This is a genomic window from Ponticaulis koreensis DSM 19734, from assembly GCF_000420665.1.
Lineage (GTDB): Bacteria > Pseudomonadota > Alphaproteobacteria > Caulobacterales > Hyphomonadaceae > Ponticaulis > Ponticaulis koreensis.
This window is the reverse complement of the sequence record NZ_ATVJ01000001.1, coordinates 1,639,590-1,652,586: the sequence shown is the minus strand read 5'-3', so window position 1 is coordinate 1,652,586 and position 12,997 is coordinate 1,639,590. Positions and strand designations below refer to the sequence as shown.

The 12,997-nt window shown below is 59.4% G+C and carries 16 protein-coding genes; 1 reads left to right on the top strand and 15 read right to left on the bottom strand.

Translation table 11 applies throughout. The annotated features are described in order from the left end of the window. From G523_RS0108525 to G523_RS0108455, 15 genes are all read right to left on the bottom strand, one after another. On the bottom strand, nt 1–3,831 hold the full coding sequence (locus tag G523_RS0108525) for a baseplate multidomain protein megatron (RefSeq protein ID WP_022694627.1): 3,831 nt from the start codon (nt 3,829–3,831) through the stop codon (nt 1–3). Nucleotides 3,832–3,861: 30 nt separating this feature from the next. Then, nucleotides 3,862–4,293: an NlpC/P60 family protein gene (locus G523_RS0108520; RefSeq protein ID WP_022694626.1), complete on the bottom strand. Its 432-nt coding sequence runs from the start codon at nt 4,291–4,293 to the stop codon at nt 3,862–3,864. Then, a complete protein-coding gene (locus G523_RS18630; RefSeq protein ID WP_022694625.1) occupies nt 4,290–4,946 on the bottom strand; it encodes a DUF2163 domain-containing protein in 657 nt (218 codons plus the stop codon). The genes G523_RS0108520 and G523_RS18630 overlap by 4 nt, the downstream gene beginning before the upstream one ends. Beyond that, nucleotides 4,939–5,559 (bottom strand): DUF2460 domain-containing protein, encoded by a 621-nt coding sequence (locus G523_RS0108510; RefSeq protein WP_022694624.1) that lies wholly within the window; start codon nt 5,557–5,559, stop codon nt 4,939–4,941. The genes G523_RS18630 and G523_RS0108510 overlap by 8 nt, the downstream gene beginning before the upstream one ends. Further along, a complete protein-coding gene (locus tag G523_RS0108505) occupies nt 5,556–5,981 on the bottom strand; it encodes a phage tail tape measure C-terminal domain-containing protein (protein ID WP_022694623.1) in 426 nt (141 codons plus the stop codon). Before G523_RS0108505 ends, G523_RS0108510 begins: the two co-directional genes overlap by 4 nt. 3 nt (nt 5,982–5,984) lie before the next feature. Continuing rightward, complete coding sequence (locus tag G523_RS21340; protein WP_022694622.1) at nt 5,985–6,170, bottom strand: phage tail assembly chaperone; 186 nt, start codon at nt 6,168–6,170, stop codon at nt 5,985–5,987. Continuing rightward, complete coding sequence (locus tag G523_RS0108495; RefSeq protein WP_022694621.1) at nt 6,167–6,457, bottom strand: GTA-gp10 family protein; 291 nt, start codon at nt 6,455–6,457, stop codon at nt 6,167–6,169. The genes G523_RS21340 and G523_RS0108495 overlap by 4 nt, the downstream gene beginning before the upstream one ends. A gap of 77 nt (nt 6,458–6,534) precedes the next feature. Further along, the gene (locus tag G523_RS0108490; protein WP_022694620.1) at nt 6,535–6,951 is read right to left on the bottom strand and encodes a phage major tail protein, TP901-1 family; all 417 of its coding nucleotides are present in this window, start codon (nt 6,949–6,951) and stop codon (nt 6,535–6,537) included. A 181-nt stretch (nt 6,952–7,132) separates the two neighbouring features. Next, nucleotides 7,133–7,528, bottom strand: a complete 396-nt coding sequence (locus tag G523_RS20235; RefSeq protein WP_022694619.1) for a DUF3168 domain-containing protein — start codon at nt 7,526–7,528, stop codon at nt 7,133–7,135. Continuing rightward, nucleotides 7,525–8,055, bottom strand: a complete 531-nt coding sequence (locus G523_RS0108480) for a head-tail connector protein (protein WP_051134759.1) — start codon at nt 8,053–8,055, stop codon at nt 7,525–7,527. The genes G523_RS20235 and G523_RS0108480 overlap by 4 nt, the downstream gene beginning before the upstream one ends. Before the next feature lie 219 nt (nt 8,056–8,274). Next, entirely contained in the window at nt 8,275–9,471 is a 1,197-nt protein-coding gene (locus tag G523_RS0108475) for a phage major capsid protein (RefSeq protein ID WP_022694617.1), read from the bottom strand. A 49-nt stretch (nt 9,472–9,520) separates the two neighbouring features. Then, complete coding sequence (locus G523_RS0108470; RefSeq protein ID WP_022694616.1) at nt 9,521–9,913, bottom strand: HK97 family phage prohead protease; 393 nt, start codon at nt 9,911–9,913, stop codon at nt 9,521–9,523. Then, nucleotides 9,903–11,042 carry a phage portal protein gene (locus G523_RS0108465; RefSeq protein ID WP_022694615.1) on the bottom strand — a complete coding sequence of 380 codons (1,140 nt, stop codon included), beginning with the start codon at nt 11,040–11,042 and terminating at the stop codon, nt 9,903–9,905. The genes G523_RS0108470 and G523_RS0108465 overlap by 11 nt, the downstream gene beginning before the upstream one ends. A gap of 10 nt (nt 11,043–11,052) precedes the next feature. Beyond that, complete coding sequence (locus G523_RS0108460) at nt 11,053–12,366, bottom strand: DNA-packaging protein (RefSeq protein ID WP_027441576.1); 1,314 nt, start codon at nt 12,364–12,366, stop codon at nt 11,053–11,055. Further along, complete coding sequence (locus G523_RS0108455) at nt 12,260–12,586, bottom strand: hypothetical protein (protein WP_022694613.1); 327 nt, start codon at nt 12,584–12,586, stop codon at nt 12,260–12,262. The genes G523_RS0108460 and G523_RS0108455 overlap by 107 nt, the downstream gene beginning before the upstream one ends. Nucleotides 12,587–12,701: 115 nt before the next feature. On the opposite strand from G523_RS0108455, the gene G523_RS0108450 reads away from it, so the two are divergent. Beyond that, nucleotides 12,702–12,995, top strand: a complete 294-nt coding sequence (locus G523_RS0108450; protein WP_155802623.1) for a hypothetical protein — start codon at nt 12,702–12,704, stop codon at nt 12,993–12,995. Nucleotides 12,996–12,997 lie beyond the last annotated feature (2 nt).

Here is a 12,997-nt window from a genome sequence, read left to right as displayed (position 1 = left end):
CTAAAGGGAGAGGCGTGCTGCCACGCCTTCCCCCACCCGCGCCGAAATCTGGCTGACGGACACCGACAAACCGGACGAAGATGCACCATCTTCAGCCTGCATGGCGGCGCTGTAGACCCAACTTGTATCGTTCACATCAGTTGTACGCAGAACGGTTCCGCCCGCACTCACCTCAATCCGGAACAGAAGCTGCTCTTCCAACAAAGGGACGCTCTCCTGATCCCACCGGTCGGCAGAATGGCGGGCCCGGCGCGTCCATGTCAGTGACAGATCACCTTCTGGGCTTAACACGGCACGCAAATGACCCGGCCTTAAAAGTTTTAACGCCCTGCCCTCGATCTGCGCGTCATAAGAGGCCGCATCACTGCCTGCCGCGCTGAATTGCCAATTGAGGGTCTGGCCAAGTTCATAATCAGATAAGCTGGCAGGTAGAACCGCATCATCCAGCAGAACAATTCGTGCACCCGTATCTGCGCCGAGCCCCGCAAGATCATCCGTGCCCGCAATCCCTGTCAGCCAGCCAGTAAGCAGAAACTGGTTTTCTGCGATCAGCACTGCGCTCTCAAAGCTCGCAATCATCCAGCCTTCACTCGTCTCAACGGCGCAAAGATTACCGCCATTCAGCATGGAAAGACGCGACACGCTTTGCAGTTCGGCCTGCGGAAAGCTTGCCAGCACCTCTAGCGAAGCCCGCATGCGATCAGATACGCCCGCCGGTAGCGGAGACATAAGCCGCCCGATACGTGCATTCTGCTCAATCACGGCACGCAGAGACATGCTCGCGCCGTCATACCCCGCGCTGACACCGATGGGTCCGGATGATGGATAAGAGAACGCCGCGACCAGTGGCCGTATCTCGTCCTCTCGGCCAGGGAGTGACGGCAAATCCATCACCACACCATCCGGCCGCGACACGTGTAGCGGAGGCGTGCCGACCCCCGACACGGCTTCCACATTGCCAAACGCCTGAACCGGCCGCCGCAAGGTGACATCAATTCTGTCGCCTCGGGTCAGCGTATCAATCTGCACCTCGCCAGAAATACCCGGCACCGAGAGTATGTCACCGATATCAAGTGTCATAGCCTCCGGCGACAAAGCGAGCTGCCAGGCGTCTTTCTGCGCATTCACCTGATCTGCCAGATGCAGCGCAAGCGCGCTCGCATTCTCCGCACTCATCGCCATTGGCAAATTGAAACCCAGATCGCGATCACCTGCAGCATCCAGCGAAGATTGATAGCTGGCAGGCTGATAATCGGCATCCGGATCGGGCGCGGTAATGCGCGCCGTCTTTGGCATATGCTCGGCAATACGACGCGTGAACACGAGCGGCGCATTATCCCCGCCTGCAAACAGCGCATCCGATACCGGTTCAGTGGCTTCAGAAGACGTATTGAAGAAGCTCAGCCCGTCTTCAGTCTGCCTGCATGATACGGCGAACGCACCGGCCACAATGCCTAAAGCATCTTTCAGGGTCGAAGCACCGGAAAGCACGAGGCCATGAAAGCTGCCCTCAACGCCGGATACGTCCGTTCCGACACCTTCTTCGTTGCATAGTTCTTCAATGAAGGCACCAATATCTGATCGGGTGATCCGGCCATTCAGCCAGTGCCCGCGCGACCAGTTTGCCACATCAGACCAGACATCAGTCAGCTGCGGAAAAGCCGGAAAGGGCCGCGCATCATACGCCCAGACGCTGAGCCCGCCATCTGCGATCATTGACCCTGAATAGACCGATGAGTGCGGGTTCTGCGCGCTGTTCGCCCCCCAGTATTCAGACAGCGCCATCACAGCGAGCCGCTGGATTTCATCATCGCGCGTGCCATCCGAATAATGCGGCAGCCCGCTTTCAGAACTCTTCGGATCATAGAAAACGTTTGGGGCGTTCGTACCTTTGTCGACGGCGCCGCAGCCGATCTCGATGAGCCGGATTGGTTTGGCTTCCGGCTGATAGGCCGTGGCTGTTAGAGACCTCGTACCTGCCGGGCGCTCGTAATGCGCAGATTGCCACCAGTTTCGGATATCTTTGACGCGGAATATCCAGTCTTCGCCATGGGCTGTGTCTACGATTGGTGTCCGTAGTTGCGCGTCACGATCAGCATCGCTGGCATAATACCAGTCATAGCCCTCGCCGCCCTCAATATTGGCGCTGAGATAGGCCATATCATGAAGGCCCGGCCAGCTGTCTGCATCGAGATGATCGCCATCGCGCCAGTCTGAAAGCGGCGCGTACCAATCAAGCCCGATGAAGTCGATATTCGTATCCGCCCAAAGATCATCCAGAGGGAATAACACATCGCCGCTCCCATCATCGGGCACGTAAGCACCATACTCGGTCCAGTCAGCCGCATAGCTGATTTCGACACCAGCGCCCACGAGAGAGCGAACCTCTGCAGCGAGCGATTTCAGCGCTTCAACAGCCGGATAAGCCCCTGCACCATCGCGCAACCGTGTGAGCGAAACGAGCTCCGATCCAAGTAGGAACCGCTCCACCCCACCAGCCAGAGCGCAAAGAAAAGCCGCATGCAGCACAAAGCGCCGATAGCTCCATTCAGCGGGTCCAGAATAAAAAATGCTGCCATTCGCAATGCTGAAATCAGCTGCGGCGGCCGTTCCGAAAAAGGCCTCCACCTCTACCCGCGTCGTCGCTGACTTGTCTTCAGTCGCGGTGACCCGGCCACGCCATGGAAAGGCAGCCTGTTCTGATGCGCCATATGGGTCTGCCAGCCCGTTTCCAACCGGAATATCCATCAGCAGAAACGGCGACATGGTTACGGAGATATCGCGCGACGCGCATTCCTGAATGAGCGCGACAATCCCTGCGTCATCCGGCGTGCCTCCATAATTTGGCCGGCCTGCTTCGTCACGGCTGATCAGCCGCGCGCCAGCGCGGCCTACCCCGCCAGCCTGCCAGTCATCAGGTAGATTGATCTGATCACGTGTCTCAACGCCCGGCATGACGCTGCAGCTACCGACGCGAAGATCATCACCAAACCAACCGAGCGTCAGATTGATGTTCTCGACAAGCGGCAGCTCCGCCTGAAGCTGGTCCAGCGCGCGGATCACATCCACTTCGCCCGTCGCTGCATGCTGGTTCAGCGGTGCTTCCCACCCCGGATACTCAATCCGTCGCACAAGTTCTGGCGAATACACAAACTCGCCAGTCGCAGGAATGAAGTTCACCGAGCGAGCAACGCTTTCAAGCCCGTCAGAACTGCCGCGGACAGGTCGCGTCACCTCGAACGAAAGCTGGGGCAGACGCGCGCCGAACGCATCCAGCGGGAAGTCTTCGAACACCATATAGGCAAGCCCGCGATAGGCTGGCGCGTCACCTTCAGTTGCGATAATCAACGGGTCAGCCAGCTGGTCCGCGCTACCGCGATACAGACGAGAGATCACATGTGCGAGAGACAGTGGCTCACCATTCGCCCAGATGCGATCAACGCCAATAATTTCTCCCTCACAAATCGCGACCGCGAAGCTGATGGAGTAGCTATATTCGGCGATGGTCGGTCCGCCCTTGCCATTGGCGGAGCGTTTAGATTTTCGCTCTTTCAGATGCGTCGCCCAGATGACCTGCCCGCCGACGCGCATTCGACCGAACACGCGCGGAATGCCTGCCCCCTCGCGGCTTTCCATAATGGTGAGCCCTGAAAGCCTGCCCGTCTCAGCCACCGGTCCGGCGAGCGCGGCATCAATTGCCCCGCCCGCCAGACCGCCCACAGCGCTGCCAATCTGCGCGCCGGACAGCTGGATACCCAGAAATGAAAGCCCGTCCGGCAGAAACGCTGCGCCAAGACGTGCGCCCGCCTCCGCAAATGCGAGTTGCGCCATAGTGATAATCCTTGTCTGAAACTGGCGCTGTCAGTCCGCGCCGGGAAATGCGAAAGCGGCAACGATCCGGCGTCGCCACCATGGCACGAGCGAAGTTTCACACACCGCCCGCCCCCAATAGGCATGGATGATAGTGTCCGCGCCGGTCATGATCGCTGCGTGTTTGGCGGGACAGCCAAGCCCCATGCGAAAGAGCAGCACATCACCTGCTTGCGCCTCGCCAGCCGGCAGCTCGATCATATGACGCCGCGCCGCATCCAGAAGTGTGTCCTCCCCCAGCGCTTCAGCCCAGTCAGGCGTGTAAGGCGGCGGCGTTTCAGGCTCATCGCCGCACACCTCACGCCACACGCCGCGCACCAGCCCGAGACAGTCCGTGCCGATATGTTTTGCGCTCGCCTGATGCCGGTATGGCGTGCCCCGCCAGTCACGCGCGGCGGCGACGATCTTATCGCGCGCGATCATCGCTCAATCCCCCGTGAAGACCCGTCCCGCTTTTCGCCCGGACCGGAAATCACTGCATCATTGCCAGGCATATGAGGGAACCCGCGAAAGTTCACGGCGTTTGAAAAGACATCGCGGCAGGTTGCGAACCTCTTGTCGCACTCAGACTGGGGCGCGGACTCTACATCCACTCCACAGTTTGACCCGCCAAACACTGTATCGCACCTTCGGCTGAAGACACGGCCGGAGGTGCGCTCCAGATCGGACTTGATCGACGCAAGGCCAATGGTGAACCGGTCGCCCTCTTCGCGAATATCAGTGATATAGCCGGACCAGAGCCAGACGCCCTGATCGGACGCCTGCCAGTCGACGCGATAAACGCTGACCTTCGCTCCATCCCAAACACCCGCTTTCAGGTCTTCCGCAGTGATGCCATCGGCCTCAAGCCCACCTTTCAGATCAAGCGGCTCTGGTGACAGAGACAATGTGTGGCGAAACACGGACGCTTCGATGACGAGCCCGGGCTGCCAGCTATCACCACGGAAGGTGACAGCGCGGTCATGATCAGTCACGCGAATGGCTTGCGAACCGTCACGGGTTTGCAAATGCCCGCAATAGCAGAGCGTTGTCGCGCCCCGAAAATGGCTCAGCTGTTCGACTGTCAGGTCAGGCATTCGCGCCCTCCTGCAACTCGATCAGCGTCAACCGGACCAGCTGAAAAGCACCAGTATTGGTCTGGCTGATCTCCATCGCATCCTGATCAAAGCGCACAGGCGTATCGAAGCTGAAACCCGCTGTGATCACTGCGCCATTGGCTGGCGGAACCGCAAAAGTCACCACGCCCGTCGTGTCTTCGACTGTAAACGCTTCTGCTTCCACGCCATCGACAGCAACGCGCACACTACCTGTTACGGGGCGCGTTATCGTGCGCATAGCCGACGCACCATCATCCAGTACGAGCTGAAACTGCGTGGTGACACCGTCCCCTGTTCCGATCTGCTGATCAGACGGCGTGATTGTCTCTGCCGACTGCGAAGTGAACGGGTCGCGAAACCGGAAGCCCTGAAAGGCACCTGATCGCGCATTGAAGAACCGGATCAGCTGATCGGCGTCGCTGCGGCTGACGGGCACGCCCATCACCGACCATCGCCGCAAAGGGCGAGCCCGGCCCGCATTGCGCGTCTCACTGCCGCTCGCCAGAGGAACAATGCTCGTCTGCCAGACGGGGCCACCGCTCGTCTGAAAGCCCAGCGGCGGCGCAAACACCTCATTCACAACGCCGCTCATGACCAGCGGCTCCCCGAGGCAATCGCCTGGCCCAGAGCAGACGCAATCTGCCCTTGCGCCGAGATCAGGCTTGCCGCATCAGAGCCTTCCGGCATGGTGACATTGATCGCGACGGGCGCAGCCTGCGCCACACCTCCGATGGCTTGCGAAAACACCTGATCAAGCACCGCATTCGCTGCCAGCCTTGCGAGGTCTGCCAGAATAGAGGAGACGAGATTTTCAAAGTTCACCTCACCCGTCCGCGCCGCCCGCGCGAGCGCTTGCTCGATACGCTCGCCGGCATCTTCAAACGCCAGCGCCATTGCGTCCGCAGCATGAGGGACTTCCACATCTGAAACGGCTTTCAGCGTGGTTTCAAACTCGAACAGATCATCCATCGTGCCAGACAGATCGAACACCTGCCTGCTTTCTGTGTCAGCCATGGGCTACTCCTTATCGGGAAAAGCAGCGAGCAGACGGGAGAGATCTTTCTTCCCGAAACCGCCCTCTGATTTTGTTGCTGTGATGAGACGCCATTCGCGGAGCGAGAGCTTCCAGAATGCGTCGGGGGCGAGGCCGAGCCTCAGAGCAGCCTGTAAGAGCCGCGCCCAGGGAAAGCCCTGCCCGCTCACTCGGTCGCCTTGCCAAAGCAGGAGAGGATGGCCTTCAGAGCGGTTTGCGGCTCAATCGCCAGTTCGCGCACCCGACCAGCGAGGTCAGCTTCGCCGCCGCCGCGCAGAAGCGCTGCGAGCAGGATGATCAGATCATGTGCCGAGACTGATTTCAGCCGGATGGTCAGGTCTTTCAGGCTCTTACAGCCCAGACCTCTTTCAATCTCTGCCAACGCACCGAGCGTCAGGCAAAGCTTTCTCGTCTCGCCATCAATCTCGATGGCGGTTTCTCCACGTTGGGGGTTCATTGATTTTTCCTTGTGCAGCCTTGAGCCCGTTTCATCGCGAGAACGGAGTGAAGCGGGAAGCAAAACAAATAGCTGGTCTAAACTTCGAGCACGCTGACTTCGCCTGCGCTTTCCAGCGTCAGAGCGAAGGTCGCCTCGCCATCGAAGTCGCCGGCATAGCTAAGCTGCGAGATCAGAAACGGACCTGTAAGCTCAGCAAAATCGGGAATTATCAGCTTCCAGTTCACGGCCTCTCGCGACATGAAAACATTGCGCATCCGGGTATCAGATGCCTCATCGCGGAACACGCCCGAGCCGGAAACGCGAACAGATTTCACGCCCGCACCGGAGAGCAATTCGCGCCAGCCTCCCGAGCTGCCCGTATGAGTTGCATCTACTACTCCGGCATTCAGCTGAATTGTTTTCGCCCGAATGCCCGCAACAGCGATATAATTACCTAAAATCAAACCATCTTCCAGCTTGATCAGCACGTCCTGACCGGCCTGTGCCACCATCAAAATTTCTCCATTTAAAATTTTATTCGATTTTCTGGGAACCGGAGTTCAGCTCGCGTGTTGTGTCCTTGTCCCACATGGACTTCCCCAAAGTTTGCGGCCGCCCGTACCGCAACATCTGGCCCGTCTGAGCGCTCCCCTCCCCCCCCCCCAACTTGCGCTCGACGGGCCACTTTTTTTTCTAAGCTTCATCAGTGATCGCCCGCAGCCGCAGAAGACCGCGAAATGTCGTGCCGTCTGCACGCAGAAACACATCGGAAAACACCGGATAGAACACGACGAGCGACTGCCCCTCTGGCGACAGTTCTGCTGCGCGTAATGCATCCGCAACGAGCGCGATCAGTCGATTAGCTTCCGCGCGGCCACCTGATCGGGAATAAATTTCCAGGCTCAGCCGGTGATCGCTCAGCTGGCCGTCATCACGGATTTCGTGTCGCGCGAGCCGTAGAAACGGAAAGGCCGCTCTACCCTCTTCTCCATTCAAAATACGAGCAGGCGTGCCGAAGGATTCCTGTATGTCACCGGCCTCAGCCAATGCGCGGATGACTTCATCTTCGAGCGGTTTAGCGTGGCTCATAGCTGCACCTCGCGCCAGGGACGTAGCGCTGCCTCGAGACGGGCGCTGAGGTCTTCGTGTGCCGACACCGCAGGGTTACCACGCTGCTCATAAACAAAGGCCACGATCAGTTTCATCGCGTGGACAAGATCTTCGGGCACGTCAGATGCGGTATCGAAGCCCGCTTCCCAGTCGATCTCGATCTTCTGGTGGATGGTCCGTGGCCACACCCACGCGCCGAACGGTTTGGTGATGAGCCGCGGCGACAAGCCGGCCTCCAGTTCGAAAGATGAGGTCACATCCTCGCTGGTTTCACCGTCCGTGAGCCGAACAGCGAGAAGCCCCGCAGCCGGTCGCATAGGCAGGCGCAAGCCACCGCGTTCCAGCACGTAGAGCGGCCAGTCATTCAACGTCAGGCGGAGCGTACGACGCATAAGCGCCACGCCGGTTTCAGTCTCGATGCGCGCCCGAGCTGCCGCGATCAGCCTGCCAATCAGGGCGTCATCAAAGTCTGCCCCGATCCGTGCAAACGCCTTAGCGTCGGCCATAGGCAAGGGTTCACCGCTTGGCGGCGTTAGTGTTTGTAAGTTCATGTTGAGTAGTTGCCTTAGCTCGGTCTGGTTTTGTCAGTGTGCTCGAACGCTGAGCCTCACTCCGTTCGGGCGTTCTGCGCCTTCGCCTTGCTCGTTTAGAGCTCCACACGGGCGACGGCGCAGGCGCAGGCCGACCGAGCCCCTGCAAGGGGCACGGCCGAGCAAACCAGCCCTCTAAGAAACAGCCATCTTCATCAGCTTGATGGCATCGAAGTTCTGAATGCCGCCGCCAACGCGCTTGGTCGTGTAGAAGAGGACATATGGCTTGGCGGAATACGGATCGCGGAGCACGCGCGCGCCCTGACGGTCGACGATGAGATAGCCCTTGCGGAAATCGCCAAAGGCAATCGGCGTTGCGTCCGCTGCAATGTCAGGCATGTCTTCAATCTCTGTGATCGGGAAGCCGAGCAGGCTCGCCGCTTCACCGCCCATGCCCGGCGCGAAGATATAGCGACCATCGCCATCTTTGACCTTACGCAGCGCAGACAGAGTACGCCGGTTCATGACGAAACGCGCATTCGCTCGAAGGCCCGGTTTCACCGCATAAATGAGGTCCAGAAGCTTCTCAACTTCCATATTCGTCGCGAAATCACCCACTGCACCGGAAGCAATATAGCCAAGCTGGTTCCAGGCGTGGCTTGCATCAGCAACCTGCGTATAGGACAAGAAGCCTTTAGGCTGGTTCGTCCCCGTGCCTGTGATGAAGGCGGCATTTTCCTGCGCAGAGAATGCGTCCTGAACCTCATCGGCCAGCCATTCATCGACATCGACAAAGGCATCATCAAGCAGCGCCTGCGTGGCTGCGGGCATGGCATAGAGTTCAGCAGCTGGAAAATCGAGCAGCGACAAGGTTGGCGCAGCCGTTTCACTACGTGCACCTTCTTCTGCGGCCCATGCCGCGCTCGCGCCAAGACTGACGGGCTTGCGGAACGTGCCAGCGCTGGTCTGACGGACCGTCGCGATCTGCCGCATTGGACTTGCCGCAAGAAGTCGCGCTTCAATCAGACGATCAAGCTGTGGCGGCGCGAGATATCCGCCTTCGCTTTCCGTGCCGGAATTGAGGGATTTCACATCGAGGCGGGATACGCCGCGTTCATCACCCGAGCGCAAATAGTCACTCCATCCCTGAGGCACAGATTGGGTCTCTTCATCCACGACCGGCGCAGACGCTTTCATCGCGATCCGGTCGAGGGCGGATTTCGTCTCACTGAGCGACTTGTCGATGCGGCTCACTTTTTCATCCAGCAGTACATCGGCCGTTTTGGCCTCCATCGCCGAGAGACGCTGGTCATTCGCCACTTTGAAGGCTTCGAATTCGGCCAGCAGCTGCGCTTCCAGAGCAGACGTGTCCGGGGATTGTTTGGTTTCCATATGGATCTCCTTGGTTTGTTTTTTGCTCGAAAGGCGACGCCACGCGCCCCTAGACCGCTCGAAATCGGGCGTTCTTCGCCATCGGATTTGCGACGAGTGAGACTTCGACAAGATCGACTTCGATAAGGTCACGGCCACCGTCGGGCCGCATGCGCCACCGCCTTGGCCGAAAGCCGATTGAAAGCCCGTTCAGACCGGACTTCAGCTGACCGAGCGCCAGTTTCCCGAAAGGTTTCTCGCCATTGATCAGCCCGCGCACTTCAAGACCGCGACCTGTCTCACGAAAGCTCGTCCACTCGCCCGCGACTGCGCCGGAGCGGTGTCGCCACAACATGGGCACGGCGCGCTGCCGCTTCAGGCTTTGCGCAAATGCGCCTGGCCGCACGCGGTCTCCGGACTGGTCTTCTTCAAGGAAAACCGAGGCCAGCCCCTCAATCAGCATGAGGCGCCTCCCGGGGCTGCAGCCTTGCAATCTCGCGCTTTTCGTCCTCACTCAGAAAGTCTGCGCCATTCAGCCGGTTCCAGAGCGCTTCACGCTCAGGCGCCAGAGCTGGCACCGCATCCAGATCGGGCTTCAGGCGAACACGGTCACGCGTCACGCCGGACATCCAGTCTTCAAGCGCGCGAGCCGTTCGCTGCACCAGCGGCAGGACTGTCTGCCGCCAGAAGGCAAGGTTCGCTTCGCGATAATTCGAATAGGTATTGTCGCCGGGAATTCCGAGCAGCATAGGCGGAACGCCAAAAGCAAGCGCGATCTCACGAGCCGCTTCACGGCGCGCCTGAATGAAGTCCATATCCGTCGGCGTCAGCCCCATCGGCTTCCAGTCGAGTCCGCCTTCCAGCAGCATCGGGCGACCGGCGTGTCTTGCGCCGCTATGCGCTTCTTCCAGCTGCTCTTTAAGGCGCTGGAACTGGTCCGGCGTAAGATGCGCCCCGTCGCGTCCATAGATAAGCGCGCCCGAAGGTCTTGCGGCATTGTCGATCAGCGCCTTTGCCCAGTTAGAGCCCGCATTATGGATTTCTACGGCACGGGCGGCAGCTTCAAGCGGAGACATCGCCATGGCCCGCGCAGACGGGTCCAGTGCGCGCAGATGCAAAAGCGGCGACCAGCCGGAGGCATCGCTGCGCACGATACGCCGCCCACCGCGTGTACGAATTGAGTAGCCGCCCCCCTCTTTCAGTGGCTCCACTGCACCGGGCGGCACGCGCTGAATGCCAGCTACGCCGCCATCCGCGCCACGCACCATTTCCAGAAAGCCGTTTCCAGAGACTTGCAGGTCACCATAGATAGCTTCCAGAAGCGTCTGACCGGTTTCGCCAGCCTGCGGACGCTCCAGCAGCAAACGTAGATAAGCCGCGTCAGCCTCGCAAAGCTCACAATCCTCGCGCAGTGGCACGCTGGCGGCCGTTTCGGCCACCATGCGAATACAGCGATAGCTTACCGGATTTTGCCGGAAACCTGCTTCTACCAGTCGCGCGGGAGACGTCGCCTCCCATTGCGGATCAAGCACGCCGGACAGCGCAACAAGGCTCTTTGTTTCTGTTTTGTTCTTTTGCTTATTCCAGAACATAGCTTAACCCTCAGATACGGGAAATTCGTGGCGCGCATCGCGCCAGACATAAATGGGTAACGCCGTGAACCAGCGCGTCGAGCCGGTTCGGGCTGTCGTTTGAAAATCCGAACCCGACCATCTCATCTTCCAACTCTCGGTAATCGCCGACATGATGGACACGACCCGCGGTATAGAGCGCCGCCACAGGGCCAGCCCGCAACTTCTTGCCAAGCCTCGCATGAACCAGCTTCACCACGCGGCCCGTTCCGGTCTGCGCGATGACATCACGCACCAGCTCACCGCCCTGATTGCTCTCAGCCAGAATAGCGTCCGCATCAAAGGCTTCAGCCAGATCAGCCACGCGCGGCGCCCACACGGTTGAAGGCACGCCCTGCATAGTGGCATCGGCTAGAATGAAGGCGTCATTTCCGGCTCGGCCAATTGCGATGATCCCGCAGGCATCCGAGCCCTTGTGAGAGGTCACAGCGGGATCAACCGAGATAATGATCTCATCCATTTCCGGCGCTGTATTCACACGGCTCGCATCAATCGTGGAGAACGCAAAGAGAGCGCCATCGCGGTTTTCCACCAGCTCTCCATCCAGCTCCTGTCGACCGAGTGAGCCACTGCCATACTGCGTACGCATCGCCTCAACGAAGCCGGACGCCAGATTGGCAGCATTGAGCGCACTTGCCCCACGCGTCACGACGCAGCTTTCATCAGCCAGCAGCCGCTTCACGATGGGCACGGGCTTCGGCGTTGTCGTTGCGACGAGCCTTGGCGTGTCACCAAGGCGTAAGCCGAACTGCAGCATGTCCCATGTCGCAGCTGCATTGTTCCAGGCGGCCACTTCATCGACCCATGCGGAATCGAACTGAGGCCCGCGCAGGCGTTCCGGCTCCTCAGCAGAGAACGCATAACCGACTGCGCCATTCGGCCAGACAAGCCTGTGACGGGAGGCCTCATACTCCGGTCGTTCACCTTGAGCACCGATGGATGCAAGCCCGCTCGCGCCGGTAATCATCACCTCTCGCACATCATTCATGGTCGGCCCCACAAGTGCGATACGCCTTGCGCGACCCGCACGAATTTCGCCCGCAAGCCATTCTGCGCCCGCACGGGTTTTCCCCGCGCCGCGCCCGCCCATAAAGAGCCAGCTTCGCCAACGCCCATGCGGCGGCAACTGGTCGCTGCGCGCCCAGAACACCCATAGACAGAGCAGATCGGAAACCAGCTCATCGGGCAGACATGCCGCCCATTTCTTCCGGACGGATGGTCGCCGCGATGCGATCCAGTCGGCGCAGGAGTTCAGCTCGCGCAGCCTCGATATCCTCTTTGGCATAGAATACCCCTTCGCGCGTTTCGGTTTTACGGGACTCCTCAAGTTTGACCTGCGCCTCTACGGCACGGATCAGCTGCAAGGTCGCCTTACCGAGCGCTTCGGCGCCTTTGATATCGCCGGCTTCAAGCAAGCTCTGAGCCTCGATAATCTGCTCACGCAGGCGGACTGTCATGGCCGCGAGGCCATCCTGTTCTGAAGTGTTTTTGTCTGTGTTCGTCATGAGAGAGACTATACGCTCAACTCAGAAAAGTAGGATTATATTCCTCTATTATTCTAAAATGCTTGAGTTTGCCGACGAACATGGCGAGGACAAAGCAACAAACGGAGGTCTCATCATGCGCAAACTTCTGGCTCTGACACTCTCAACCGGTCTGCTGGCGGGGTGCGAGCTACCGTTCCCGCAAGCCTGTAAGTACGACACATCAATTGTCTCTGGCACTGTGACCGAAGTCGCCGAATGGCACATCATCGTCGAAAACGATGTGGAGACGTTTCAGGTCGACTATTATGACCTCGAACGTGAGATGACCGTCGGTGAAACGGTGACCTTCGAGCGCGGCCTCATCACGCAAGGCACTTGCGTGCCCATCTATTATACTGAAGTCACACCTGACGCCGCGGACGACTAGAC

Bases quoted from the DNA above. Each gene is read 5' to 3' on its own strand.
- G523_RS0108525 (WP_022694627.1), bottom strand. From the start codon at position 3,831: ATGGCGCAACTCGCATTTGCGGAGGCGGGCGCACGTCTTGGCGCAGCG.
- G523_RS0108520 (WP_022694626.1), bottom strand. From the start codon at position 4,293: ATGATCGCGCGCGATAAGATCGTCGCCGCCGCGCGTGACTGGCGGGGC.
- G523_RS18630 (WP_022694625.1), bottom strand. From the start codon at position 4,946: ATGCCTGACCTGACAGTCGAACAGCTGAGCCATTTTCGGGGCGCGACA.
- G523_RS0108510 (WP_022694624.1), bottom strand. From the start codon at position 5,559: ATGAGCGGCGTTGTGAATGAGGTGTTTGCGCCGCCGCTGGGCTTTCAG.
- G523_RS0108505 (WP_022694623.1), bottom strand. From the start codon at position 5,981: ATGGCTGACACAGAAAGCAGGCAGGTGTTCGATCTGTCTGGCACGATG.
- G523_RS0108495 (WP_022694621.1), bottom strand. From the start codon at position 6,457: ATGAACCCCCAACGTGGAGAAACCGCCATCGAGATTGATGGCGAGACG.
- G523_RS0108490 (WP_022694620.1), bottom strand. From the start codon at position 6,951: ATGGTGGCACAGGCCGGTCAGGACGTGCTGATCAAGCTGGAAGATGGT.
- G523_RS20235 (WP_022694619.1), bottom strand. From the start codon at position 7,528: ATGAGCCACGCTAAACCGCTCGAAGATGAAGTCATCCGCGCATTGGCT.
- G523_RS0108480 (WP_051134759.1), bottom strand. From the start codon at position 8,055: ATGGCCGACGCTAAGGCGTTTGCACGGATCGGGGCAGACTTTGATGAC.
- G523_RS0108475 (WP_022694617.1), bottom strand. From the start codon at position 9,471: ATGGAAACCAAACAATCCCCGGACACGTCTGCTCTGGAAGCGCAGCTG.
- G523_RS0108470 (WP_022694616.1), bottom strand. From the start codon at position 9,913: ATGCTGATTGAGGGGCTGGCCTCGGTTTTCCTTGAAGAAGACCAGTCC.
- G523_RS0108465 (WP_022694615.1), bottom strand. From the start codon at position 11,042: ATGTTCTGGAATAAGCAAAAGAACAAAACAGAAACAAAGAGCCTTGTT.
- G523_RS0108460 (WP_027441576.1), bottom strand. From the start codon at position 12,366: ATGCCAAAGAGGATATCGAGGCTGCGCGAGCTGAACTCCTGCGCCGAC.
- G523_RS0108455 (WP_022694613.1), bottom strand. From the start codon at position 12,586: ATGACGAACACAGACAAAAACACTTCAGAACAGGATGGCCTCGCGGCC.
- G523_RS0108450 (WP_155802623.1), top strand. From the start codon at position 12,702: ATGCGCAAACTTCTGGCTCTGACACTCTCAACCGGTCTGCTGGCGGGG.